Genomic DNA, 23,016 nt, shown 5'->3' on the forward strand with positions numbered 1-23,016 from the left:
CCCGGCGCATGGCGATGGGCGTGACGGCGTTCCCTTATCCCGCCCTTCATGCGAGCCATTCGGGCACGTGGATCGCCCATGACGGCGAAACCCGCGCGATCGGGCGCGGCGAGGCGATCCGCATCGCCGCCGACACGCCGGTCGTGCTGCTCAACGCGCCGCTGATCGGGCAGCGGCTGGGCTATGCCGAGCTGTCGGGGCTGGATCTGCTCGAGCTGTTCGCATTCCTGAAACCGGCGCAGTTCATGGTGCCAACGCCTAAAGGCCTCGCCGCCGTCACCGGGCTGAAGATGCCGGCTGACGAAAGTGCAGTGGCACCTTTCCTGCTCGCGGCGGCGAAGCGGCTGCTGGCGATTCCCGATGGCGACTGGCCCGAGCGGGAGGGCGCATGGACCGCCGCGCAGACGCTGTTCCGGCTGCGCTGGCCGTGGGCGCCGCTGCTCGCCGATCGCGTCACGCGCCCGCTGGCGGCCGAGCGCTGGCTGTTCTCGCGCCTGCCGGAATGGGAGGAGATCGCCCCACGCCCGATGCCGCGCACGATAGCGCTCGCCGGGAACGACGTGCAGGAGCGACTGGCGCGGCTTACCGGCGATGGGCGCGAGTCGCGACCCGGGCAGCGCGCCTATGCCGGAGCGGCGGCGGATGCATTCGCGCCGCGCGTCGCACGCGAATCGCCCAATCTCGTGCTGGCCGAGGCGGGGACGGGGATCGGCAAGACCCTGGGCTATCTCGCCCCGGCCTCGTTATGGGCGGAACAGGCGCAGGGCGCGGTGTGGATCAGCACCTACACCAAGGCGCTGCAACGCCAGCTCACCTATGAAACCATGCGGCTGCACCCCGATCCGGCGGTGCGCAAGGCGCGTGTCGTTACCCGCAAGGGGCGCGAGAATTACCTGTGCCTGCTCAATCTCGAGGATGCGCTCCAGGGCGGCTTCGCCGGCCGTGCGGCGATCCTGGCGCAACTGGTCGCGCGCTGGGCTGCCTATACGGCGGATGGCGACATGGTGGGCGGCGACTTGCCGGGCTGGCTTGTCACGCTGTTCCGTCGCAACGGACCGGCGGCGCTGACCGACCGGCGCGGCGAATGCGTCTATGCAGGCTGCCCGCACTACCGGAAATGCTTCATCGAGCGCGCCGCGCGCAATTCGGTCGAAGCCGACATCGTCATCGCGAATCACGCGCTGGTGATGGTCAACGCCGCGCGCGGGCGCGAAACGGCGACCCGCCCGACGCGCTACGTGTTCGACGAGGGCCATCACCTGTTCGACGCGGCAGACGGGATGTTCGCCACCGCGCTTACCGGACAGGAGGCGATCGAGCTGCGACGCTGGATCGTCGGGCCGGAAAGCGGCGGACGCGGGCGACGGCGCGGGCTGGCGGCGCGGCTTTCCGATGTCGCGAGCTATGACGAGGCTGGCGGTCGCGCGATCGGCGATGCGGTGGCGGCGGCGCAGGCGCTGGTGAGCGATGGCTGGCTTTCCCGCCTGGCAGAGAGTTCGCCCTTCGGGCCGCTCGAGGCGCTGCTGGGGGCGGTGCGGGGCGTGGTCTATGCGCGCGCCGAGCAGGCGGGTGACGCGGGTTATGGCCTGGAAACCGAGATCGCGGAGCCGCCCCCGGCACTGATCGAGGCCGCCGGCCCCGCCGCGCAGGCGCTGGATGCGCTGCTCCGCCCGCTTGTCACGCTCGGCAAGCGGCTGGAGGCCGTGCTGGCGGGGGCGCCCGACTGGATGGACGGGCAGGCGCGCGCGCGGATCGAAGGGGCGATCGCCTCGCTGGGCTGGCGTGCCGAGACGGTGGCGGCGTGGCTATCGCTGCTGGCGCGCGTAGGGGGGCCGGCGGACGCGGATTTTGTCGATTGGCTGGCGGTGGACCGGATCGAGGGGCGCGAATTCGATATCGGCCTCCACCGCCACTGGCTCGATCCGACGCGCCCGTTCGCGGAGGTGGTGCTCAAACCGGCGCATGGCGCGCTCGTCACCTCGGCGACGCTCACCGCCGGGGGCGACTGGAATACCGCGGAGGCGCGGGTGGGCGCGCCGCATCTCGCGATGCCGCCCGAAAGGTTCGAGGCGGCCAGCCCGTTCGATTACGCCGCCCAGGCCGAGGTGCTGATCGTCACCGACGTGAAGCGCGGCGATCAGGCCGCGCTCGCCAACGCCTATGCGCGGCTGATCGAGGCGGCGGGCGGCGGAACGCTTGGCCTGTTCACCGCGATCCGCCGGCTGCGCGGCGTTCATGCCGCGATTGCCGACCGACTGGCGCGCGCCGGGTTGCCGCTCCATGCGCAACACGTCGATCCGATCGACACCGGCACGCTGGTGGATATCTTTCGCGACGATCCGCACGCCTCGCTGCTCGGCACCGATGCGCTGCGGGACGGCGTCGACGTGCCGGGCGAATCACTGCGGTTGGTCGTGATGGAGGGCGTGCCCTGGCCCAAGCCAAGCGTGCTTCATGCCGCGCGGCGGCTGGCGGGCGGGGGCAGTGCCTATGACGATCGTATCGTCCGTGCGCGGCTGGCGCAGGCCTTCGGGAGGCTTATCCGATCCGCGAGCGACCGGGGGGCGTTTGTGCTCCTGTCGTCGGCGATGCCCTCGCGGCTGCTCACCGCTTTCCCCCCGGGGGTGGAAATCGCGCGCGTTCCGCTCGACACGGCCATCGCGCGGGTGCGGCAACGTCTTTCCTCCGACGCGCGTCTGGGGCATGAGGCGGCTCCCCGCCCGAACGGCCTTACGGAGAATGCCCGCTCGTGAAGACGCTGACGCTGTTGCGCCACGCCAAATCCGGGTGGGACGATCCGGTCGCGCGCGATTTCGATCGTCCGCTCAACGCCAAGGGCCGCCGCGCCGCAAAGGCGATGGGGCGGCATATGCGGACGCTCGGCCTTGCCTTCGATCATGTCGTCGCGTCGCCGGCGACTCGAGTCGTCGAGACGCTGGACGAACTCTCTGGTGGCTATGGCGAGACGATCGCGCCGGCGTGGGACCGGCGCGTCTATCTCGCCTCCGCGGGGATGCTGCTCGATGTGGTGCGCGAAACGCCCGCCGATGCGGGGCTGCTGCTGCTGGTGGGGCATAATCCGGGGCTGGAGGATCTCGTCCTGCTGCTGGTGCCCGACGATGGCGGTGCGCTGCGCGACGAAGTGGAGGAGAAATATCCCACCGCCACTCTCGCCGAGCTGACGTTCGATATCGACGATTGGGCCGACGCCGCGCCGGCGGGCGCGACCCTCACCCGATTCGTGCGACCGCGCGATGTGGATGCCGCGCTCGGGCCGGAGCGCGACTGAGCCTCATCGCTTGCCGAGCTTGCCCTTGAGCGCCGCGAGCGCACTGAACGGCCCGGCCTGATCCTCGCTCACCACACCCGCCTCGCGGAGAAATTCTGCCGCGCGCGGGCCGCGCGGGAAGGGATCGAGCGCCAGCACCAGCGTTTCCGCCGCCGCCTCGCCCAGATCGATCGCCCCGCCTTCTATCTCGATCGTGTCGAGCGCGTCCTCGCCGAGTTCCACCTCCTCGCCCGATTCGCTCGGCTGGACGAAACGCAGCGCGACTGCCTCGTCGACGCTGGCGGGCAGGGGATCGCCGGTGACCGAACAGGCCTGGGTGACATCGGCGGTGACCCGCCCCTCGGCATGGATCGCGGCCGCATCGCGGCGAACGGCGAAGGTCGCATCCAGCCGCTCGATCGAGAGCAGGCCGAAGCGGCCGGCGAGACGACGCCGCTCCTCCGCGTCGGCGGTGATCGAGACGGTGCGCGCCTCGCCGCCGATCGTGTCGAGCCGTTCGGGGCGGGAGAATTCCGGCGTCAAGGCAATTCCCCCCGCTCCAGCGCCTCGAGCGGCGCCGTTTTCAGCGCGGCGTGAAAGGCGAGCAGCCCTTCGCGCACATGCGCCACGGCTTCCGGCGCGGGCGGATCGCCGCGATACAGGTTGCGCGCCAGCGCCGCGTCCAGCGAGCCTTCCGCCACGCCCTCGCGATAGGCGCCGAGCCGGCCACCGAGCATCCCCATCATCCGGCCGACATGCTTTCCCACCACCATGTCGCCAAAGCCGATCTGGCGCACCTGCGCGTCCATATCGTCGATGAAGCGCTCGGTGAGATGCGCCACGAGCGCCGCCGCCGCCGGATCGTCCTCCAGCCGCATCAGCACGAACGCGGTGATCGCCGCGACCATGTCGAACCGCCCGTCGAGCGTATCGGGCACCGCGCCGGCGAGATACCAATGCGGCTGCCGCGCGCGCGCCACCACCGCCTGGTACAGCGGCAGCGCCGCCTCGGCGTCCGGCGCCTTGCGGAACCTGTCCAGAAAACCCACGCTCGTCCTTACCTTGTATCGTTGTGTCGCCCGGCATATTGAGGCGTTCGGCCGCGGACGCAATGTACCGCGCAAGCAAGCCCCTGTTCGCGGAGTATCCATGCGCCAACCCATCCTGATCGCCGCGCTCGCCGGGATCGTCCTTGCGGGCTGCACCCCGCTCCGGTCGCATCAGGGCTATATCGTCGATGCCGATCTGGTGAACGCGATCCAGCCTGGCATCGACAACCGCGAATCGGTGCTCGCAACGCTGGGGCACCCCACTTTCGCGGCGCAGTTCAACCAGGGCGACTGGTATTATTTGTCGCGCGACAGCCGCAATCTCTCCTTCAACCTGCCGAAGGTGAAGGATCAGCTCACGATGCAGATCAGCTTCGACGCCAAGGGCACGGTGACGGCGATTCGCCGCTCGGGCGCGGATCAGGTCGCGTCGATCACGCCGATGAAGAAGTCGACGCCGACCCTGGGTCGCAAGCGCAGCTTCTTCTCCGATCTGTTCGGCAACATCGGCGCAGTGGGCACCGCGGGCATGGGCGGCGGCGGAACCGGCGGCGGCCGCGATACCCCGTAACGCCGGCTTCAACCTTTCTCGTTCCTTACCGGCGCGTTCGCGATCGGTTCAGCGGCACCGATCGATATGTCGATCGTTGGTGGCGCGGCATTATCGCCCCGTCACTGCGGGAAAAGGAGAAACAGATGCGTAAGCTTATCATTGGGGCGCTCATGGCGGCCACCGCCTTTCCGGCGGTTGCGACGGCCCAGTCCAATGACGATCTGCGCCGCGATCGTCAGGATGTCCGCCAGCAGCAGTATGAGCTGGATCAGGCCCGCCGCTACGGCGACAATCGCGACGTTCGTCGCGAGCGCCGCGATCTGCGTGATGCCCGCCAGAATCTAGCTGAAGATCGCAACCGGACGTGGGCGCGTGACGACTGGCGCGGCTGGCGGGACAACAACCGCAATCTCTATGCGCGCGGCAACTGGAATGCCCCGTTCCGCTACCAGAATTTCCGGGCCGGCGTCCGCATCGCCCCGGCTTTCTACGGCCAGCGCTACTGGATCGCGGATCCCTGGCGCTATCACCTGCCGCCCGCTCGCCCGAACACGCGCTGGGTACGGCACTATAACGACGTGCTGCTGATCGATTACCGGCGCGGCATCGTGCTCGACGTGATCCGTAACTTCTACTGGTAAGCGGGTCATCCGGCCGCTGGCGCAAGCGTCAGCGGCCGGAGACGTGCTGCCGGAGTTCAGCCGCGCCGGTTACTGCGCATCGCGAAGCTGGAGGTGATTCGGTTGACGCCGGGAAGCCGCGTCAGGACGTCGCGGTGAAAGGCTGCATATTCCTCCATGCCGGCGATCTGCACGCGCAGCAGATAATCGCCCGCGCCGGTCATCAGATACCATTCGCGGACCTCTGGATACCGGCGCAGCGCGTGTTCGAAGCGGAGGAGATATTCCTCGGTCTGGCGCTCAAGTTCGACCTGGACGATCGCCACCGTTCCCTCGTCCGGTCCCGTCCCGGCGACAATTGCCGTATATCCCCGGATCACCCCCGATTGCTCCAGCAGCTTCACCCGGCGCAGGCAGGCGGACGCGGAAAGCCCCACCGACGCGGCAAGCGCGCTGTTCGTAATGCGCGCATCGAGGCGAAGCTGCGTCAGGATACGGCGATCGAACTCGTCAAGCCCCGACATGCTATATCTGCCATTTAGTCGAATATTCTGCGTCATTCGCATAGTTCGAGCAGCAATGCATCGCGATTCGGCCAAAGATTTGAACAGATCGCCGGTATGATTTTGTCGTGGAGGATGCCGATGGTGAGTGAGGTCTGCCAGCCCGGTTCGAGCCGGCTTACGATCGATCTTGACGCGATACGCGCCAATTACCGGCTGATAGCGGCACGAGTGGCGCCAGCGGCCTGCGCGGCGGTCGTCAAGGCGGACGCTTATGGGCTGGGCGCGGCGCAGGTCGCCCCGGCGCTGCGCGAGGCCGGTTGCCGCATCTTTTTCGTCGCGCAGCTGGTCGAGGCGATCACGCTGCGCGAGGCGCTTGGCCTGGACAGCGACATTCTGATCCTCAACGGCCTGGACCCGGGGTGCGAAACGCCGTGTGCCGAGCTCGGCTTCGTTCCAGTGCTCAATTCGGCGAGCCAAGTCGAACGATGGCGTCGTCATGCGCGCGAGCGCGGCGTGGCGCTGCCGGCGGCGCTGCAGGTGGACAGCGGCATGTCGCGGCTCGGGCTGGACATGGATGCGGCGACCGCGCTTTCCGGCGATGCGACTTTCGCGCGCGAGGTGTCACTGCGCCTCGTCATGACGCACCTCGCTTGCGCCGACGAGCCGGGCAACCCCGCCAACGACGCGCAGCGTGCCCGGTTCGAGCAGGCACGCGCGCTGTTTCCCGGCGTCCCGGCGTCGATCGCCAACAGCGGCGGGGCGTTTCTGCCGGCGACGTTTCATGGCGATGTGGCGCGCCCCGGTATCGCGCTCTACGGGGCGCCGCCGAGCGCCCTGGCCATCGGGCTGCGCATGGTTGCGACGCTGTCGGCGCGCATCATCCAGATCCGTGACATCGCCACCGGCACGGGCGTCGGCTACGGGCTGGACTATATTGCGGAGGAGCGGCGCCGGATCGCCACGATCGGCATCGGTTATGCGGATGGCTGGCCGCGCCATTTGAGCGGCCACGGCGCTGCGTGGCATCAGCGGCGGCGGCTGCCGATCGTCGGCCGCGTATCCATGGACAGCATGACGATCGATATCTCGTCGCTCCCCGATCATGCGCTGGCGGAAGGCGATTTCGTCGAACTGCTCGGCCCCTCGCAATCGCTCGACGACGTCGCGGCCGACGCCGGCACGATATCGTATGAAATCCTCACACAGCTCGGGCGGCGGCATAGCCGCCGTTACGTCGATGGAGCGCAGCAATGAGAGTGATCGTCCTTGGCGCTGGCGTGATCGGTGTTACATCGGCTTATTATCTGGCACAGGCCGGCCATGAGGTGACGGTGATCGACCGCCAGTCCGGCCCGGCGCTCGAAACCAGTTTAGCCAACGCCGGGGAGGTTTCGCCCGGCTATGCCTCCCCCTGGGCCGCGCCCGGCATTCCGCAGAAAGCGGTACGCTGGCTGTTGATGCGCCACGCCCCCCTGATCCTGCGGCCGAAGCCGGATGCGGCGATGCTGCGCTGGCTGGCGATGATGCTGCGCAACTGCACCGAGGCGCGCTACGCGCTCAACAAGAGCCGGATGGTCGGGCTGGCCGAATTCAGCCGCGATGAACTCAAGCGCCTGCGCGAGACGCTCGGCATCGCTTATGACGAGCGTGCGCAGGGCACGCTTCAGCTGTTCCGTACGGAAAAGCAGCTCGCTGGCGCCGCGAAGGACATGGCGGTGCTCGATGATTTCGGGGTAGGCTATGAGTTGCTCGACCGCGCGGGTTGCGTCGCGGCCGAGCCGGGCCTCGCGGCGACCAGCGACAAGTTCGTCGGGGGCCTTCGCCTGCCCGGCGACGAGACGGGCGATTGCCAGATGTTCACCCGCGCGCTGGCCGAGTGGCTGGCCGCGAATGGCGTCGATTTCCGCTATGCCACCACGGTCGAGGCGCTGGAGCAGCAGGGCGGTCGCGTGACTGGCGTGCGGACCAACGCGGGCGTGGTGCGCGGGGATGCCTGTCTCGTCGCGATGGCGAGCTATTCGCCAGCCTTGCTCAAGCCGCTCGGGATGACGCTGCCGGTCTATCCGGTAAAGGGCTATTCGATCACCGTGCCGGTCGCCGATCCGGCCCGCGCCCCGGTCTCTACGCTGCTTGACGAGACGTACAAGATCGCGATCACCCGGCTTGGCGATCGCGTCCGTGTCGGCGGCATGGCGGAGATATCGGGGTTCGATCGGAGCCTTTCCGACCGGCGGCGGGCGACGCTGCTCCATTCGCTGACCGATCTGTTCCCCGGCGGCGCGAGGATCGACGGCGAGACGAATTTCTGGAGCGGGCTGCGCCCCATGACGCCGGATGGCCCGCCGGTGATCGGGCGCACACCGGTGGACGGACTGTTCCTCAACACCGGCCACGGCACGCTCGGCTGGACGATGGCGTGCGGATCGGGCCACCTGATCGCCAGCCTGATCGGGGGCACGCCACCTGCGATCGATCCCGCCGGCCTCGGGATCGATCGTTACCGGCGCGGCGAACGCTAGTCGCGCAGCGTCGAGCAGGCCGGATCGGATCGGCGCTTCACGCCTCCAGTTCGATGTCCCAGTAAAGCCAGTCGTGCCAGGTGTCGTGCAGGTAATGGGGCGGAAACGCGCGGCCATGCTCCTGCAGATGCCAGCTCGTCGGGCGGATCGGCTCGATATGCAGTGGCATCTTCGCCTCGTTCGGCGTGCGCCCACCCTTGCGCAGGTTGCACGGGGCGCAGGCGGTGACGACATTTTCCCACGTCGTGCGCCCGCCGTAGGCGCGTGGCACGACATGATCGAAGGTCAGATCGCGATGCGTGGTGCCGCAATATTGGCACGCGAACCTGTCGCGCAGAAACAGATTGAAGCGGGTGAACGCCGGGAATTGCGATGGCTTCACATATTGCTTCAGCGCGATCACCGACGGCAGCTTCATCGCGAAATTCGGGCTGTGCACCTCCCGCTCGTAATGCGCGACGATATCGACGCGATCGAGAAACACTGCTTTCACTGCCGTTTGCCAGGGCCAGATCGACAGCGGATAATAGGAAAGCGGCGTGTAATCGGCATTCAGGACGAGCGTCGGGCAGCTGTCCGGATGGCGGATCAGATCGGGATGGAACAAGCCTCTGCCCCTTCGATACCGTGTCGCGATCGCCTTTCGGCGATTGCTGTGACGGCATGATGACAGAGGCGGAATCGCGCGGTCAAGTGTCGATCCCGTCCGCTTTCACATCTTGCGCGACGGGCGGCGCGAAATCTCCGTGAGTCCGCGGTCAGGCCGCGCGCGCCTGCGACCAGGCGGCGGCGATTTCGGCAAGATTGTCCGCCACGGCGCGGAATGGCGCGCCGTCATGCCCGATACTCGCACGAACGACCTGCGCGCGCGCGCCGGCATACAGCCGCGCCAGCGTGGCCGAAACGTCGCCGCCCTTGTCGAAATCGAGGTTCGCTTCCAGGGCGAAGAGGATCGCGGTGGCGCGCATCACGCGCTCGCTCTTGGTCGCCTGCTCGCGCCGCTCGGCGGCCCAGGCAGCGACACGCAGCGCCTGGATCAGCTCCTCGTAGAGCAGCGACACCAGCGCCGGGCCGTCCGCATTGGTGGTGCGTCCGGCCAGATCGATGTCGCGATAGGTTTGTGCCGGATTGCGCAGCAGCGCGCTTGCATAAGCCACCGTCAATTGCCCGATTTGGACCACATGGCGATCTGCTGCGTCATATAGGCCTGGGTGGACTTATATGCCGCCACCTTTGCGTTCATCGCGGCGAATTGCTGCGTCAGCCGGTCCGTCATCTGCTGCTGCTTGGTGGTGAGATCCTGCTGCTGCGTCGTCAGATCGCTCTGCGCCTTGGTGTAGGTCGTGGTCGACGCGCCCAGACCGTATAGCGTGCTCGTCGCGTTGAGCTTGATCGATTGCATCGCGGCGTTGATGCCGTCGGTGCCGATCGTCGCATAGGAGAACATCGCCTCCACCGCGGCGGGATTTGCGCTGATCGCGTTCGTCAATTTGGTCGCATCGACCGAGAGCGAGCCGTCGCGGTTGGTGGTGACGCCGAGGTCGGCAAGCGTGGCGGGCGCTCCGGGCGCCGCGTTGCTGAGCAGCGTCTTCGTCGTCAGCCCGCGCATCGAGCGATAGAGGCTCTGCGCGGCGCTGTCCGCGCGCAGATCGCCGTTGATCGGGTCGATCTGCGCCTTAAGTGCGGCGAAGACCTGATTATAGGTGTCCACCAGATCATTGACCGCATTGGTCAGCGCGGTCGTCGGCGTCGTCGAGGAGAGTGTCACCGGCGTGGCCGAGGTACTGGTCAGATTGATCTGCAGCCCCTGCACGAGATCGCTGATCGTATTGCTGGTGCGCTCCACCTGCACGCCGTCCAGCGTCAGCCTGGCGTTCTGAGCGGGGCTCGAAATCTTCATTCCGGCGCCGGGGCCGACGTTGAACGCCGATAGCGTGCCATTGTCATCGGTCGTCGCGGTCAGCGTGAACGCCTGTGCCGCGCCGCTCGCGCCCTTGAGCGACAGATACGCGCTTCCATCGGCATCGGTTACGATCGAGGCGCTGACGCCGGCCCCCGCCTTGTTGATCGCGTCGGCAAGCCCCGCGAGCGAATTGTTGCTGCTGTCGATCGTGATCGTCGCCGGCGTACCGCCACCAGCCACGAACGAGGCCATCGAGCCATCGGGATTGTAACCCGCGGTGCCGAGCGTCAGCGTGAACTGGCCGGTGCCGATCGCGGCGCTGCGGCTCGCCACGGGGGTCGTTGAAACCGCCGTCTGCGCGCTGGCAAGCTGACTCACCGTGATGCTGCCGCTCAACCCGTCGAGTTGCGCGCCGACCAGCGGCGTAACGCCAAGAACCGCGGTGTTCGAGCTTGCCGGTTGCGCAACCAGCGTTCCACCTTTCACCAGCCCTTCGAGCGCGCTGGCGAAATCGGAAATCTGCCCCTTGAGCGTCGCGACGTCGGAAATCTTGGTGGTCAGCGCGTCCGACTTTGCCTGTAGCGCCGCGACCTTGGTGGCGAACTGCGCGTTGACCAGCGAGGTGACGAGCGAACTCGTATCGACGCCAGAGCCGCTGTTCAGCGAGCTCAGAAGCTGCTGGGCGGCGGATGCGTTGACGCTTGCGGTGGAGGCCGCCGCCGTCGTCGACGTAGCGGTCGTCGTTGAGGTCGATCCGCTGGTGCTGCTCGTGGTGGTCATAACGACTCTCCAAACGACCGGATGCGGCCGATCTTTACCCCTGATTCACGCCATTTTCGTCGAACCGCGCGGTCGGCGGCACCTCGATCGCCGGGGGCGCCTTGCCGCCCATCGCAAGGTTGAGGTTGAACACGAACGCCAGCACCGTCGCGATCGCGAGATAGAGGTCGTCGCGCACCTCCTGCCCCTCGCGGCTGGTGTAATAGACGGCGCGGGCGAGCTGCGGATATTCGAGCACCGGCACTGCCATCTCGCCCGCCATCTCGCGGATCGCGAGCGCGGTCGCGCCGCGGCCCTTGGCGACCACTACCGGCACCTGATCCTGCCCGCGATCATAACGCAGCGCGACCGCGAAATGCGTCGGGTTGGTGAGCACGACATGCGCGGAGGCAAGCGCCTTCTTGGTAGAACGCGACAGGATCGCGCGCTGCCGGGCACGGATCTGGCCCTTCAGTTCGGGATTGCCGTCGCTTTCCTTGTGCTCGTCCTTCACTTCCTGCTTGGTCATGCGCAGCTTGCCGAGCAATTGCATGATCTGCACCGGCACATCGACCAGCGCGATCGCCACCAGCCCCAGCGCCATCACGATCAGAATATGCGTCAGCGTGCCGCCGAGCGCGCTGACCGCCGTCTCGATATCCGACGAGGCGAGGCCGAACATCATCCGCGATGAGGAAATGAGCAGCCACGCGCCGATAGATCCGAGCAGCACCACCTTGAGCAGCGATTTGCCCAGCTCGATCCAGCCGGTCGGGCCGAAGATGCGCTTCAGTCCGGACGCCGGATTGACCCGCGACGCCTTGGGTGCGAGCAACGTCGCGTTGAAGCCGAGCGAGCCAAGCGTCGCCTGGCTCAGGATCGCCGCCGCGATCATGATCGCGAACAACGCTCCGATCGCGGGGGCGAGCTTCCACCCCGCCTCCACCAGCGGCCGCCACGGCTGAAAATCCTCCACATCGCCGCGATCGAAGCGGAACGCGGCTGCCATCACCGCCTTGCACGCGTTGAGCAGCGACGAACCGAAGAAGGCGATCCACGCGACCCCCGCCAGCATCACCAGCGCGGTGGCAAGGTCGCGGCTCTTGAGCAGTTCGCCGCGTTCGCGGGCATCCTTCCGCCGCTTCTGGGTTGGTGCTTCCGTCCGTTCGCCGAACTGCTCCGCCATCAGCCGAGCACCAGCGATGAGGTGGCGGCCAGCGCCTCGCGTACGATCACCTGCATGTAATCGCCCATCGCGGGGAAGGCGATGGCGAGGCTCACCACACCGACGCCGAGGCTGGCTGGCAGGCCGATCGCGAACAGGTTCAGCGCCGGGGCGGAGCGCGACAGCATTCCGACGACAAGATTGAGGCACAAAAGCAGGAAGCCGACAGGCAGCGCCAGCAACAGCCCCGCAAGAAACGCGTAGCCACCGAACATCGCGATATCGCGCATCTGCCCGGTCGCCAGCCACGCGGCGCCGGGCGGCAGCGCGGTATAGCTTTTGAGGATCATGTCGACGAGGATCAGATGCCCGTCGAGCGACAGGAACAGCAGCGTCAACATCACCGAAAGAAACAGGCCGATCGCCGGAGACGAGCGCCCCGAGCCCGGATCGATCATGTTGGCGAAGCCGATGCCCATCGAGCCGCCGATGATCTCACCCGCCACCAGCGGCGCGGCGAAGGCGATCTGCAGGATGAAGCCGAGCGCGAGGCCGACGAGCGCCTCGGCGGCGACCGCGAGGAAGGTCGTCACCGCGAATATCTGCGCGGGCGGCTGAATCGGATGGCTGCCCAGCACCAGCACGCCGATCGCGCCGGACAGCGCCACGCGCACCTGCAGCGGCACCGATACGTTACCGAACACCGGCGCGGCGATGAACGCCGAGCCGACGCGCACCATCACGAAGATGAGCGCCCAGAGCTGCGGCTCGATCGAAAGGCCGAAGCCCAGCATCGTCTAACGCACCAGATCCGGGATCCGATCGAAGATGCTGACCGTGAAATCGCTCAGCAGGCCGAGGATCAGCCCGCCGAACACCATGATCGAGATCGCAACGATGATCAGCTTCGGCACGAACGTCAGCGTCTGTTCGTTGATCGAGGTCGCCGCCTGGATCATGCCGAAGATCAGGCCGGATACGAGCGCCGGGATCAGAATCGGCGCGGCGGCGAGCGCCAGCACCCACATCGTCTGGTTCGCAACGGTCAGGAAATAATCAGCATCAGCCATGATGAGCTCACGTCGCGAAGGAGTTGGCGAGGCTGCCCATCGTCAGCGCCCAGCCGTCCACCAGGACGAACAACAGCAGCTTGAACGGCAGCGAGATGATCGATGGCGACAGCATCATCATGCCGAGCGACATCAGGACGGTCGCGACCACGAGATCGATCACGATAAACGGCAGGAAGATCAGGAAGCCGATCTGAAAGGCGGTCTTCAGCTCGCTCGTCACGAACGCGGGCAGCAACACCGAGAACGGCACGTCCTTCGGATTGGCATAGGGGCCCGATTTCGCCATTTCGGCGAACATCGTCAGATCCTTCACCCGCGTCTGTTTCGCCATGAAGGCGTGGAGCGGCTCCCCGGCCGTCCTTATCATGTCGGTGCCGGCAAGTTTCCCGGCGGCATATGGCTGGATCGCCTGCGTGTTGATCTGGTTGATCGCGGGCGCCATCACGAAGAAAGACAGGAACAGCGACAGCCCGATGAGCACCTGATTGGGCGGGGTCTGTTGCAGGCCCATCGCCTGGCGCAGGATCGACAGCACGATGATGATCCGCGTGAAGCTGGTCATCATCAGGATGATGCCCGGCAGGATCGTCAGCAGCCCCATGATGATGAGGACCTGCAACGACAGCGAGAGCGATCCGTTGCCGGTCTGCCCCGATGCCGCGCCGCTGGAAAGCTGGCCGAGCGCACGGTCGACGGCATCGCCCACGCCCGGTGCAGCCGGTGCTGCCGGTGGTGCCACCTGGGCGAAGGCGGGGAGGGCGATCGCCAGCGCCAGTACGATCGCGATCAGCGCGAGCGCGACCTTGCCCCATGCAACGCCATCCGTCCGTCGGGCGGTGCGCTGGCGGAACAGCGCGGGGCCTTCGCCGATACGCGTCAGGCTCATGCGATCTCGCCCCGCGCCACCGTCTTGTCGACCAGGGTTACGCCGCCCCGCCCGACCGAGACGAGCAGCCGCGATCCTTCAAAATCGACCACCGCCAGCTTCACACCGGTGGAGATCATCATCGTTTCGCGCACCGCGATCATCCGCGTCGCCGATTTGCCCGGCATCCGGCTTTCCAGCCGCCGCCACAGATAAAGCGAGCCGATCATCAGCCCGCAGACGAGCGGCAGCAGGACGACCAGCTTCAGAACATAGGTCCACATCATCGCGGGGTCAGCCGCGCTTGTCAGGATTGACCAGCTCGGTCATCCGAACGCCGAAACGCTCGCCGACCGTCACGACTTCGCCGCGCCCGATCAGCGTCCCGTTGACGAATACCTCGAGCAGCTCGTTGGCCTGCCGGTCCAGCTCGATAACGCTCGATTCGCCCAGCGCCAGCAGTTCGCGCAGCGTGAGCTGGGTCGAGCCGATCTCGACCGTCAGCTTGACGTCGACATCCTGCAACAGCCGGAAGTTGGCCGCCACCGCGCCCGAGGCGTCCGGGTCCACCGCGAATGTGCCGGTCATGTCGTTCATGCGAACTGTCCTTCAAGGCTCTTGAGTTTGGTGAGGCGGATGGCGGCATGGCCGTTGGCGGTGCCGACAGTGCCGGTGCCGAGGCGGTCGTTGCCAACCATCACCGGCACGTCGTTGGTGAAATGGATCGGGATCACGTCCCCGGGCTGCAATTCCATGAGCCGGGCGAGGCTGATGACCGGCTCGGCCAGCACCGAGCGGACGGGGAAACGCACCTGCATCGCGGCGCGGGTGAGCGCGGCAGTCCATTGCGCATCCTGCTCGGCGGGCTTGGCGACGACCTTGCCGGTCAGCGCGGTGCCATGCGGCTTCAGCGCCGTGACCGGATAGACGAGATCGACGAAGACCGGGCGCGCCTGGCCGGCGGCGATGCCAAACCGCGTGACGATCATCGCATCGTCCGCCTCGATGTTGTTGAGCATCGCCGGATTAGCCTCGCAGCGACCGACGGTGAAGTTGACGTGGGTGAGCGGCTCCCATGCGGCGGCCAGCGGCGTGGCGATCATCTCGCCAAGGCGCGACACCATCGCGTCGGCGGCGGGAGAGAATTCGGTGGGCAGCTCGGCCGGCACATGGCCGGTGCCGCCGAAGAACAGATCGAGCAGTTCGAGCACGAACCGCCCGTCGAACACGCACAACGCGGTGCGATCGTCCATGCCGAGCGGCAGCCACGCGGTCAGCTGGTCCGGGCGCTCGGCCCGATAATCGGCGAAGCGCTGCACCATCAGCGGCTCCGCCCATGTCCTCGCCTCCTGCCGCAGCACCGGCTCGAACACGCCGCGCAGGCTCCGTGCGAGCCGCGCGGAAAGATGCTGCAACGTGTGCAGATCGCCGAACGGATTGAGCTTCGTCTGGCCGAGCCCGCCCGGCTGGACGGTCTCGCTCCGGGTGCGCTCGCGCCGATCGGCGTCAGAAGGTGAAGCGGCGTTAACCATGCCTGCTCACTGAACAACGAAATTGGTAAAGTAGACGTTACCAACGCCGCCGAAACCTTCCTTTTCCTTAAGAACCTTGTTGATCGCCACCGCCAGCCGCTTCGCCAGCGCCTGTTTGCCGTCGGAGGTGAACACCTGATCCTCGCCGGTATCGCCCAGCGCCATCAGGATGGCGGAGCGTACGGCGATGTCATTCGTCTTGATGTTGCGGATGACCGTATCGTCATAAGGCGTCGAGATCGCGATACCGACCTGCAGGAAATGCACCGAATCCTGAAGGTTCGCGGTGAAATCCTTCTCCATCGCGTAGTAGTTGGAGGCGTAGCGATCGCCGCCCTCGCCGGCGGGCGTGGGCATGCCGTGGTTCTCCGCCGGCTTGGCCTCGGCGCTTTCGCCGCCGCCGTGGCCGCCCTCTTCCTTGCCTTCGCCAGCGTGCTTCTGCTCGCTTTTCGGTACGAGCTTCGGGCCGGGCTTCTCATGAGCGGTGCTCTTGCCGCCGATGATCCCGGATCCGGCCGCGTACAGACCGGCGCCCACCCCGCCGCCGATCAGCACCAAGGCGCCGACCACCAGCAGGATGATCTTGGGCAGTTTTTTCTTCTTCCTGGCGGGCGCTGCGGCCTGGGCGTCGGTGTCGCTCATGTCTCTTTCCTTGGGCATCAGGCGATGCGTTCATCGGTGTCGGCGGCGTGATCCGCCTCGGTTGCGGCGCCCGGAGGCGCTGAGTTCTTCGCGGCGTTCTGGCTGGCGCGCTGCTGCTGTTGCTGCGCCAGCGGCTGGCCGCCGGCATCGCTCGTGCCGCCGGTGGTGGCGGAAAGCTTCAGCCCGCGCGCTTCGGCGAGTTCCGTCAGACGCGGCTGGGCTTCCGCAAGGATCTGTCGCGTTTCGGGCTGATGCGCGTCCAGGTGGACCGAAACACCGTCTCCCTCGCGCTTTAGCGACACGTCGATCTTGCCGAGCGCGTCCGGGATCAGGCGGATGCTGGCGTCGTTGGCATTGGCGGCGTCGCGCAGCGCGTCGATTCGCTGGATCATCTGGTGGGGCCAGTTGTCCTGCCTCATATCGAGCGCTGTCTGTCGCGGGTCGGCCGACGCGGTCACTGCATGCAGGGAATTGTCGGTGCCTGCCGGGAAGACGGCTAGCGAGGCTTGCGCCTGGTCGGTGGCGGGACGATCCTCGCTAGCTGCACGCTGGATCGCTGCTGCGAAAACCTGGGCGGCGGGGGCGATCCGTGCAACCTCAGGCTCGGCTTGCGCGGGTGCGGGCGTCAGCACGACCGCTGGCGATGCCACCGAACCGGCTGACGGCGGCGATGGCGCCGCGGCGGCGGGCGTCTTGCCGATCGCCGGCTCCGGCTCCGCCGGGCCGACGGGTGGCAGCACGATCAACCGGGGCGGGGAGGCTTCGGGCTGTGCTGGCGCCTGATCCGGCGCAGTGGCGGGCGGCGTGATAATGACCGGTTCAAGGGGAACATGCGCCGCGCCGGCCGCGGGCGGCGGCGGCCCGGGTGGAGTGGTCGTTGCGGCCGGGGCCGAGATGATCGGCGCGCGGTCGGCGACTGAAGGGAGCGCCATCATCCTGTTCCCGCGATCCGACGCCAGCACCGACATCGCAGCGGGCGTGATCGCATCTGCGGGCGTATTCGCCGCGCTCGACGCGGGCCGGCTGTCCGAAGTTGGCGCGCTGACCGGCGCGGGCGTCGGCATGCTTGGTGGAAGCGTCACGAGATCTGGCGCGAGCCACGCAATCGGGTTCGCGCTGTCGCCCGTGTCCGGCAAATCCTTGCCGGTTGCGGCATCGTCCTGCCGCGCGGCAACCGCATCGTCGCCTGTGCTGACAGCCGGATCGAGCAGCGAGGAGAATGCCGCACGCGCGGGCGCCCCGCCTGCCGCTAAGGCGGGATTTGCGGTTTTAGGCGAGGATGGCGCGAGGTTCGAAACTGCGTTCATGAGTCCCTGCTCGTCGGCGGTGTTGTTCCCGACCAGTACTCAGCAAGGATCGTGCCGGATCTTTCGAACCGGGGGCGTCTCGCGGAGGGCGCGGATTTCGCGCAGCGCGGCATCGGCCATTCCGCGCTCGATCAGTTTTTCGACTGCGCCTTGATCGCGCTTCGCTGCGCGGGTGGCCGCAGCGGCGCGCTCGGCGTCGGCTTCGGCGCTGCGAACCCGGTTCGCGGCGGTTTCGGCCGACCGGTGCAGCCGCTCACGATAATGTGCCGCCGCGGCAAGCGAGAAACCGGCCGCGCCCACCGGTGCGGGCGCGACCTCATCCGCCAGCAGCGCGATCCGGGACGAAAGCGCGGCTTCCTGTTGATGCGCCGCGCGTGCCCGCGCCTCATCCGCATGCGCCAGTCCGAGCTGCAGCGTCCGCACGCGCAGTACGCGAGCGAGCTTCTTTGGATCAGCCATCGCCGAACACGCCGGTCAGCTCCGCAACCGAATCCTCTAACGGCACGATCGCGTCTGCGTCCTGTCGGATGAATTCCATCACTGCCGGGTGATAGGCGATCGCGGCATCGATCTCCGCATCGCTGCCGCTGCGATAGGCGCCCATCAGCACCAGATCGCGATTTTCCTCATAGGTCGCAAGATGGCGACGAAGCACGCGCGCGGCCTGGATATGCGCGGGCGCGGCGATGTCGGTCATCACGCGGCTCACCGATTTCGATATGTCGATCGCGGGATAGACGGCGCGCTCGGCAAGCGTGCGGCTAAGCACGATGTGCCCGTCCAGGATCGAGCGCGCGGAATCAACGACCGGATCGTTGCCGTCGTCGCCATCGGCCAGCACGGTGTAGATCGCGGTGATCGAGCCGCCCGATGTAACGTCGGTGCCCGCCCGCTCGATCAGATTGGGCAGCATCGCGATCGCCGACGGCGGATAGCCACGCGCCGACGCCGGCTCACCCAGAGCAAGGCCGATCTCCCGCCCCGCATGCGCGACGCGAGTGAGCGAATCCATGATGAGCAGCACGTCCTTGCCCTCCGCGCGGAAGGCTTCGGCGATGGCGGTGGCGCGCAGCGCGCCGCGAATGCGCAGCACCGGCGAATGATTGGCGGGGACGGCGACGACGACGCTTTTTGCGCGCGCCTGCCCCGCGACCTTGGTTTCGAGGAAGTCGGCCACTTCGCGGCTCCGCTCGCCGATCAGCCCGATGACGATCACATCGGCTTTCGCCGCGCGCACCATCATTCCGAGGAGCACGGATTTGCCGACGCCCGAGCCCGCCATGATACCGATGCGCTGGCCCTTGCCGATCGTCAGCAGGCCATTGATCGCGCGAACACCGACATCAAGCGGTTGCAGCACGCGCCCGCGATCAAGCGGAGACTGGTGCCTCCCCGCGAGCGGCCACGCGCCCGCGCCACGTATCGCGCCAAGCCCGTCGATCGGGCGGCCAGCGCCATCGACCACGCGGCCGAGCAGCGCCTTGCCCACCTCCGCCGCGCCCGGCTCGCCGATCGGCCGCACCGGCGCCTGCGGAAGCAGCGCGGCCGGGCCGCCGAGGTTCATCAGCAACGTGCGGCCGTTGCGGAAGCCGATCACCTCGGCCTCCACCCCGTTCGCGCGATCCCCGACCTGGCAGACCGTGCCCACCGGCAGATTGAGCCCGATCGCTTCCATCAGCAGCCCGTCGAACGAGGCGAGCCGGCCGGAGACCTTTGGTACGGGGCGGAAGTCGCCCGCATCCAGAGCGTCCAGATAATCTTCGGTGAAACGGTTCAGCATCGCGCCCGCGTCAATCCGCGTCGGAGGAAAATTTCGGCACGGCAATCTTGTCGAGCGCGCGTGCCAGCTGGTCGAGCCAGATTTCCGGCCCGTCCTCGACGATCGTGGAGGCGGCCTCCATCACGAAGCTGCCGCGAGTTACCTGCGCATCGCCGATCGCAAAAACCGTCGCCGGCAGATGCCCTTCAAGCAGCGCGATATCGGCCGGGTGGACGCGCAGCATCGCGCTCTCCGACGCGTCGGCCAATAGTTCGGTCGCCGTTTTGACACGCGCGGCGAGCAGCTCTCCAGACACGCCTGTCTCGCCGACCAGCCGCGTTACGAGATGCAGCACCGTTTGCCGCAGATGCGCGGCCAGTCGCTCGCGATCGATTCGCGCATCCGATCGCATTGCCTCGACCAGCCGGGCCAGCAGCGCGCGATCGCGCTCCGCCGCCTCGTTATGCTCGGCCTGCGCGGCGGCATAGCCAGCGTCGAACCCGGCCTGCTGCGCCACCTGCACCGGATCGATGAAGGGGGACGGCTCGGCGCATGCGTCGAGCGGGTTCCAGCCCTCGGTTGGACTGGTGCCGGCATCGGCCGGCGCGTAGCCGCGCGGACGGCTTTCACCTTCGCCCGTGAACGCTTCCTTGATCCGCGCGATCAGATCGGCGGGGGCGAAGCCCGGTGTCTGTTCGGCGAAACTGCGTTGCAGGCGCAGCGCTGCGTCGCTGCCGCGCGCGGAAAGGCCGACGACGAAATCCTGCGAGGCCTCAGACATAATCGTCCTCGCCGCCGCCCATCATGATCGTGCCGTCCTTGGCCAGATTGCGGGCGATCTGGATGATCGCCTTCTGCGCCTCCAGGACCTCGGAAAGCTTCATCGGTCCGCGTGCTTCCATGTCGTCGCGTATGCCGTCGGCGGCGCGGGCGGACATGCAGCCGAGGAAACGGTTGCGCGCTGCCTCGTCCACGCCCTTCAGCGCGCGGGTGAGAATATCGCCGTCGATGTTGCGGATCAGCGTGCCCAGATTCTTGTCGTCCATGTCGAGAAGATTGTCGAAGACGAACATCGCCTCCTCGATCGCCTTGGCGGTTTCCTTGTCGAGCTTGAACAGCTTGGGCATCACCCGCTGCTCGGTCGCCTTGCGCGCGCTTTGCAGAATCTTCGCCGCCTCGCGCGTGCCGCCGAGCTGCATCTGCGCGCCCTGTTGCGCGCTGCTGCCGCGGTTCGCGAGCATGGTGCGCAGCGTCTCCACCGCTTCCGGCGTGATCGGGCCGAGCGTGGCAATGCGATGCAGCACTTCAGGCTGAACGGCTGCGGGGAGCAGTTCGAGCACCTGGCTGCCGACCGAGGGATCGAGATTGGCGATCAGCACCGCGGCGATCTGTGGATGCTCCTTCTCGATCATGCCGGCGATCTCGGCCGCGTCCATCCAGTCGAGCAGGTCGATCCCGCACGCCGCGTCCGTCGGCGTGATGCGCGCGAGCACGCTGTCGGCCTTTTCCTGGCCGAGTGCGCGATGCATCACCGCCTCGATTTTCGGGCGCGGGTCGAAGGCGATGCCGGTGCGCTCGCGGGCACGGCCGACGAAATCGTCGAGCACCCCCGCCACTTCGCCCTCGCTCACGTCCGCGACGGAAAACATCGCCTTGCCAAGCTGGCGCACCTCATCCGGCTCCAGCTTCTGGAGGATCGCGGCAGCCTCTTCCTCACCGACGAGCATCATCAGCACAGCCGCGCGCTCGATTCCGCTGAAGCTGCGGACGATCGCGGTGGTTGGGGCGTTCACCGGATTATGCCTTTATCATGTCGCGAACCGCGAGCGCGGCGCGCGCCGGGTTGTCGCGAGTGAAGCCGCGCACGGCGCCGATCCGCTCCTCATAGCTCTGCGCCCGTTCGAGATCGTCGATCCCCACCGGGCCGGCGATCTGGATGCCGCCGCCTTCGCCCGTGATCGCACCGGCGCTGCCCATCTGAGCGCCGCCTGGCCCGGCGAGCGCTGGAGCGGTCGAAGCATCATCGCGCTTCTTCATCAGCGCCTTGGCCAGCGGGCGGACGCCGAGCAACAGCACCAGCAGCGCGATCACGATGGCGGTGATGTTGCGGGCGAGCACCGGAAGCCAGCTGTTGTCATACCATTTCGGCCCGCTCGCCATTGCCGATGCATCGGCGAACTTCTTGCTGATGACCGTCACATTGTCGTTGCGCGCGGCGTCGAAGCCGACCGCCGATTTCACGAGATCGGTGATCTGGCCCACCTCCATCGCGGTCCGGCGGCCCTTGTCCGGCTCACGCAACAGGATGGCGACCGACAGCCGCTTGATTCCGCCCGGCGCGGCGCGCGTGACCGACACTTCCTTGCCCAGATCATAGGCGCGCTGAAACTGGTCCGACTGCTTGTTCGCATCCGGGGCGGGAGCGCCGGCAGCGGGAGAAGGCGAGGCGGCCGGCTGCGGCTGGCCACTCGCGCCGGTCGCCGGCTGCGGCTTCTGCAAGGTGCTTGCGGGCGGCGGGGTATTGCTCAGCGTGCCGGGGATGCCACCGGGTGTCTGCGCGCCGTTCGCGGCCTGATTGCCGGTCCAGTTGCCGGCCTCGGCCCGCAGCGTGCCCTGCTTGTCATAGCTTTCGCGGGTCGCCTGCGTTTCGTCGAGATTGACGTCGGCCTGCACCTCGGCGGTGAAATTTCCCGCGCCGACCAGCGGGGTCAGGAGCTGGATGAGCTGCTGGCGGTATTTGTCCTCCACCTGCCGCTGCACGCGAATGCGCTGTTCGCTGCCGTTATCCGTTTGCCCGCCGGATTTTGAGAGCAGCCCACCCATCTGATCGACGACGGTCACGTTGTCCGGCTTCATTCCCGGCACCGACGACGCGACGAGATTGACGATCGAGCCGACCTGCGCGTCGCTGAGCGACCGTCCCGGCTGGAGCTTCAGCACCACCGAAGCGGATGGCGCGGCATTGTCGCGCACGAACACGCTGGCTTCCGGCACGGCAAGGTGGACCCGTGCCTCCGCCACCGTATCGATCTCCTGAATCGATCGCGCGATCTCGGTTTCGCGTGCCTGCCGCAGCCGCTCCCCTTCCACCGCCCGGGACACGCCCATCGGCAGCTGATCCAGGATCGCGTAACCCGCGGGCGTGGATTTCGGCAGGCCCTGACCCGCCAGCAGCATCCGTGCCCTGGCGAAATCATCTTCCGCCACCGTGAGCGAATCGGTGCCGGTATCGACATGGCTCTTGATGTTTGCGGCGGTGAGCGCGGAGGTGACCGCCGCCTTGTCGCTGTCGGCAAGGCCGGAGAACAGCGTTTTCTGCGGCGGCGTCGCGAGCATCGACCAGGCGAGCGCTGCCGCGCCGATCAGCCCGATCAGCAAGGCCATCGGGCCGGCGCGGCGCACCGCGGGCTGCGCGAACACGCCCTGGATCTGTCGCAGGGGATTGGCGAACCGCTCAGGGATCACCGGGTTTGAAGGAGCGAGTGCGTTGGCCATA

At 67.3% G+C, this 23,016-nt stretch carries 26 protein-coding genes; 6 read left to right on the forward strand and 20 right to left on the reverse strand.

What is annotated here, in order from left to right:
- Nucleotides 1-20: 20 nt before the first annotated feature.
- Nucleotides 21-2,753 (forward strand): ATP-dependent DNA helicase, encoded by a 2,733-nt coding sequence (locus FFS35_RS10575; RefSeq protein WP_249341562.1) that lies wholly within the window; start codon nucleotides 21-23, stop codon nucleotides 2,751-2,753.
- The gene (locus FFS35_RS10580) at nucleotides 2,750-3,289 is read left to right on the forward strand and encodes a histidine phosphatase family protein (RefSeq protein ID WP_137787050.1); all 540 of its coding nucleotides are present in this window, start codon (nucleotides 2,750-2,752) and stop codon (nucleotides 3,287-3,289) included. Before FFS35_RS10575 ends, FFS35_RS10580 begins: the two co-directional genes overlap by 4 nt.
- A 3-nt stretch (nucleotides 3,290-3,292) precedes the next feature.
- Here the strand turns inward: FFS35_RS10580 and FFS35_RS10585 are convergent, their stop codons facing one another.
- Together FFS35_RS10585 and FFS35_RS10590 are read right to left on the reverse strand one after the other, a co-directional pair.
- Entirely contained in the window at nucleotides 3,293-3,811 is a 519-nt protein-coding gene (locus tag FFS35_RS10585; RefSeq protein WP_137787051.1) for a DUF177 domain-containing protein, read from the reverse strand.
- Nucleotides 3,808-4,317: a ubiquinol-cytochrome C chaperone family protein gene (locus tag FFS35_RS10590; RefSeq protein WP_249341563.1), complete on the reverse strand. Its 510-nt coding sequence runs from the start codon at nucleotides 4,315-4,317 to the stop codon at nucleotides 3,808-3,810. The genes FFS35_RS10585 and FFS35_RS10590 overlap by 4 nt, the downstream gene beginning before the upstream one ends.
- A gap of 100 nt (nucleotides 4,318-4,417) precedes the next feature.
- Here FFS35_RS10590 and bamE point away from each other — a divergent pair, with 100 nt between their 5' ends.
- Nucleotides 4,418-4,888: an outer membrane protein assembly factor BamE gene (gene bamE, locus FFS35_RS10595; protein WP_137787053.1), complete on the forward strand. Its 471-nt coding sequence runs from the start codon at nucleotides 4,418-4,420 to the stop codon at nucleotides 4,886-4,888.
- 125 nt (nucleotides 4,889-5,013) lie between these two features.
- The gene (locus tag FFS35_RS10600; protein ID WP_137787054.1) at nucleotides 5,014-5,511 is read left to right on the forward strand and encodes an RcnB family protein; all 498 of its coding nucleotides are present in this window, start codon (nucleotides 5,014-5,016) and stop codon (nucleotides 5,509-5,511) included.
- A gap of 56 nt (nucleotides 5,512-5,567) precedes the next feature.
- On the opposite strand, the gene FFS35_RS10605 is transcribed toward FFS35_RS10600, so the two are convergent.
- Nucleotides 5,568-6,014 carry an Lrp/AsnC family transcriptional regulator gene (locus tag FFS35_RS10605; protein WP_137787055.1) on the reverse strand — a complete coding sequence of 149 codons (447 nt, stop codon included), beginning with the start codon at nucleotides 6,012-6,014 and terminating at the stop codon, nucleotides 5,568-5,570.
- 123 nt (nucleotides 6,015-6,137) lie between these two features.
- Between FFS35_RS10605 and alr the strand changes: the two genes are divergently transcribed.
- On the forward strand, nucleotides 6,138-7,250 hold the full coding sequence (alr, locus tag FFS35_RS10610) for an alanine racemase (RefSeq protein ID WP_249341564.1): 1,113 nt from the start codon (nucleotides 6,138-6,140) through the stop codon (nucleotides 7,248-7,250).
- Nucleotides 7,247-8,515, forward strand: a complete 1,269-nt coding sequence (locus FFS35_RS10615; RefSeq protein WP_137787057.1) for a D-amino acid dehydrogenase — start codon at nucleotides 7,247-7,249, stop codon at nucleotides 8,513-8,515. The genes alr and FFS35_RS10615 overlap by 4 nt, the downstream gene beginning before the upstream one ends.
- A 37-nt stretch (nucleotides 8,516-8,552) precedes the next feature.
- On the opposite strand, the gene FFS35_RS10620 is transcribed toward FFS35_RS10615, so the two are convergent.
- The 17 genes from FFS35_RS10620 to fliF all read right to left on the reverse strand — a co-directional run bounded on the left by FFS35_RS10620 (nucleotide 8,553) and on the right by fliF (nucleotide 23,015).
- Nucleotides 8,553-9,122 (reverse strand): HNH endonuclease, encoded by a 570-nt coding sequence (locus FFS35_RS10620; RefSeq protein WP_137787058.1) that lies wholly within the window; start codon nucleotides 9,120-9,122, stop codon nucleotides 8,553-8,555.
- Nucleotides 9,123-9,273: 151 nt separating this feature from the next.
- Nucleotides 9,274-9,672, reverse strand: coding sequence for a flagellar protein FliS (locus tag FFS35_RS10625; protein WP_137787059.1), 399 nt, complete (start codon nucleotides 9,670-9,672; stop codon nucleotides 9,274-9,276).
- A gap of 2 nt (nucleotides 9,673-9,674) precedes the next feature.
- Entirely contained in the window at nucleotides 9,675-11,198 is a 1,524-nt protein-coding gene (gene fliD / locus FFS35_RS10630) for a flagellar filament capping protein FliD (RefSeq protein ID WP_137787060.1), read from the reverse strand.
- Nucleotides 11,199-11,232: 34 nt separating this feature from the next.
- Entirely contained in the window at nucleotides 11,233-12,363 is a 1,131-nt protein-coding gene (locus FFS35_RS10635) for a flagellar type III secretion system protein FlhB (RefSeq protein WP_137787061.1), read from the reverse strand.
- Nucleotides 12,363-13,136: a flagellar biosynthetic protein FliR gene (gene fliR / locus FFS35_RS10640; protein WP_137787062.1), complete on the reverse strand. Its 774-nt coding sequence runs from the start codon at nucleotides 13,134-13,136 to the stop codon at nucleotides 12,363-12,365. Before fliR ends, FFS35_RS10635 begins: the two co-directional genes overlap by 1 nt.
- Before the next feature lie 3 nt (nucleotides 13,137-13,139).
- The gene (gene fliQ, locus FFS35_RS10645) at nucleotides 13,140-13,412 is read right to left on the reverse strand and encodes a flagellar biosynthesis protein FliQ (protein ID WP_137787063.1); all 273 of its coding nucleotides are present in this window, start codon (nucleotides 13,410-13,412) and stop codon (nucleotides 13,140-13,142) included.
- Nucleotides 13,413-13,419: 7 nt separating this feature from the next.
- Nucleotides 13,420-14,301: a flagellar type III secretion system pore protein FliP gene (fliP, locus tag FFS35_RS10650; RefSeq protein ID WP_137787064.1), complete on the reverse strand. Its 882-nt coding sequence runs from the start codon at nucleotides 14,299-14,301 to the stop codon at nucleotides 13,420-13,422.
- Entirely contained in the window at nucleotides 14,298-14,567 is a 270-nt protein-coding gene (locus FFS35_RS10655; RefSeq protein ID WP_137787065.1) for a flagellar biosynthetic protein FliO, read from the reverse strand. The genes fliP and FFS35_RS10655 overlap by 4 nt, the downstream gene beginning before the upstream one ends.
- A gap of 7 nt (nucleotides 14,568-14,574) precedes the next feature.
- Complete coding sequence (fliN, locus tag FFS35_RS10660; RefSeq protein ID WP_137787066.1) at nucleotides 14,575-14,877, reverse strand: flagellar motor switch protein FliN; 303 nt, start codon at nucleotides 14,875-14,877, stop codon at nucleotides 14,575-14,577.
- Nucleotides 14,874-15,812: a flagellar motor switch protein FliM gene (locus FFS35_RS10665; protein ID WP_137787067.1), complete on the reverse strand. Its 939-nt coding sequence runs from the start codon at nucleotides 15,810-15,812 to the stop codon at nucleotides 14,874-14,876. The genes fliN and FFS35_RS10665 overlap by 4 nt, the downstream gene beginning before the upstream one ends.
- A 6-nt stretch (nucleotides 15,813-15,818) precedes the next feature.
- Nucleotides 15,819-16,454 carry a flagellar basal body-associated FliL family protein gene (locus tag FFS35_RS10670; RefSeq protein WP_137787068.1) on the reverse strand — a complete coding sequence of 212 codons (636 nt, stop codon included), beginning with the start codon at nucleotides 16,452-16,454 and terminating at the stop codon, nucleotides 15,819-15,821.
- Nucleotides 16,455-16,471: 17 nt separating this feature from the next.
- Nucleotides 16,472-17,761, reverse strand: a complete 1,290-nt coding sequence (locus tag FFS35_RS10675) for a flagellar hook-length control protein FliK (RefSeq protein ID WP_137787069.1) — start codon at nucleotides 17,759-17,761, stop codon at nucleotides 16,472-16,474.
- Nucleotides 17,762-17,800: 39 nt separating this feature from the next.
- Entirely contained in the window at nucleotides 17,801-18,220 is a 420-nt protein-coding gene (locus FFS35_RS10680) for a hypothetical protein (protein WP_137787070.1), read from the reverse strand.
- Entirely contained in the window at nucleotides 18,213-19,541 is a 1,329-nt protein-coding gene (locus FFS35_RS10685; RefSeq protein WP_137787071.1) for a FliI/YscN family ATPase, read from the reverse strand. Before FFS35_RS10685 ends, FFS35_RS10680 begins: the two co-directional genes overlap by 8 nt.
- A 10-nt stretch (nucleotides 19,542-19,551) precedes the next feature.
- On the reverse strand, nucleotides 19,552-20,301 hold the full coding sequence (locus tag FFS35_RS10690) for a FliH/SctL family protein (RefSeq protein WP_137787072.1): 750 nt from the start codon (nucleotides 20,299-20,301) through the stop codon (nucleotides 19,552-19,554).
- Nucleotides 20,294-21,313, reverse strand: coding sequence for a flagellar motor switch protein FliG (gene fliG / locus FFS35_RS10695; protein WP_283214563.1), 1,020 nt, complete (start codon nucleotides 21,311-21,313; stop codon nucleotides 20,294-20,296). Before fliG ends, FFS35_RS10690 begins: the two co-directional genes overlap by 8 nt.
- Nucleotides 21,314-21,317: 4 nt before the next feature.
- Nucleotides 21,318-23,015 (reverse strand): flagellar basal-body MS-ring/collar protein FliF, encoded by a 1,698-nt coding sequence (fliF, locus tag FFS35_RS10700; RefSeq protein WP_137787073.1) that lies wholly within the window; start codon nucleotides 23,013-23,015, stop codon nucleotides 21,318-21,320.
- Between the last annotated feature and the right edge of the window lies 1 nt (nucleotide 23,016).

It is taken from the genome of Sphingomonas sp. 3P27F8, assembly GCF_005502745.1.
In the GTDB taxonomy this organism is placed as follows: Bacteria; Pseudomonadota; Alphaproteobacteria; order Sphingomonadales; family Sphingomonadaceae; genus Sphingomonas.

Excerpts from the sequence above, each read along its gene's own strand:
- bamE (WP_137787053.1), top strand. The coding sequence starts at position 4,418 with ATGCGCCAACCCATCCTGATCGCCGCGCTCGCCGGGATCGTCCTTGCG.
- FFS35_RS10600 (WP_137787054.1), top strand. The coding sequence starts at position 5,014 with ATGCGTAAGCTTATCATTGGGGCGCTCATGGCGGCCACCGCCTTTCCG.
- FFS35_RS10605 (WP_137787055.1), bottom strand. The coding sequence starts at position 6,014 with ATGTCGGGGCTTGACGAGTTCGATCGCCGTATCCTGACGCAGCTTCGC.
- FFS35_RS10615 (WP_137787057.1), top strand. The coding sequence starts at position 7,247 with ATGAGAGTGATCGTCCTTGGCGCTGGCGTGATCGGTGTTACATCGGCT.
- fliD (WP_137787060.1), bottom strand. The coding sequence starts at position 11,198 with ATGACCACCACGAGCAGCACCAGCGGATCGACCTCAACGACGACCGCT.
- FFS35_RS10635 (WP_137787061.1), bottom strand. The coding sequence starts at position 12,363 with ATGGCGGAGCAGTTCGGCGAACGGACGGAAGCACCAACCCAGAAGCGG.
- fliR (WP_137787062.1), bottom strand. The coding sequence starts at position 13,136 with ATGCTGGGCTTCGGCCTTTCGATCGAGCCGCAGCTCTGGGCGCTCATC.
- fliQ (WP_137787063.1), bottom strand. The coding sequence starts at position 13,412 with ATGGCTGATGCTGATTATTTCCTGACCGTTGCGAACCAGACGATGTGG.
- fliP (WP_137787064.1), bottom strand. The coding sequence starts at position 14,301 with ATGAGCCTGACGCGTATCGGCGAAGGCCCCGCGCTGTTCCGCCAGCGC.
- FFS35_RS10655 (WP_137787065.1), bottom strand. The coding sequence starts at position 14,567 with ATGATGTGGACCTATGTTCTGAAGCTGGTCGTCCTGCTGCCGCTCGTC.
- fliN (WP_137787066.1), bottom strand. The coding sequence starts at position 14,877 with ATGAACGACATGACCGGCACATTCGCGGTGGACCCGGACGCCTCGGGC.
- FFS35_RS10665 (WP_137787067.1), bottom strand. The coding sequence starts at position 15,812 with ATGGTTAACGCCGCTTCACCTTCTGACGCCGATCGGCGCGAGCGCACC.
- FFS35_RS10670 (WP_137787068.1), bottom strand. The coding sequence starts at position 16,454 with ATGAGCGACACCGACGCCCAGGCCGCAGCGCCCGCCAGGAAGAAGAAA.
- FFS35_RS10675 (WP_137787069.1), bottom strand. The coding sequence starts at position 17,761 with ATGAACGCAGTTTCGAACCTCGCGCCATCCTCGCCTAAAACCGCAAAT.
- FFS35_RS10680 (WP_137787070.1), bottom strand. The coding sequence starts at position 18,220 with ATGGCTGATCCAAAGAAGCTCGCTCGCGTACTGCGCGTGCGGACGCTG.
- FFS35_RS10685 (WP_137787071.1), bottom strand. The coding sequence starts at position 19,541 with ATGCTGAACCGTTTCACCGAAGATTATCTGGACGCTCTGGATGCGGGC.
- FFS35_RS10690 (WP_137787072.1), bottom strand. The coding sequence starts at position 20,301 with ATGTCTGAGGCCTCGCAGGATTTCGTCGTCGGCCTTTCCGCGCGCGGC.
- fliF (WP_137787073.1), bottom strand. The coding sequence starts at position 23,015 with ATGGCCAACGCACTCGCTCCTTCAAACCCGGTGATCCCTGAGCGGTTC.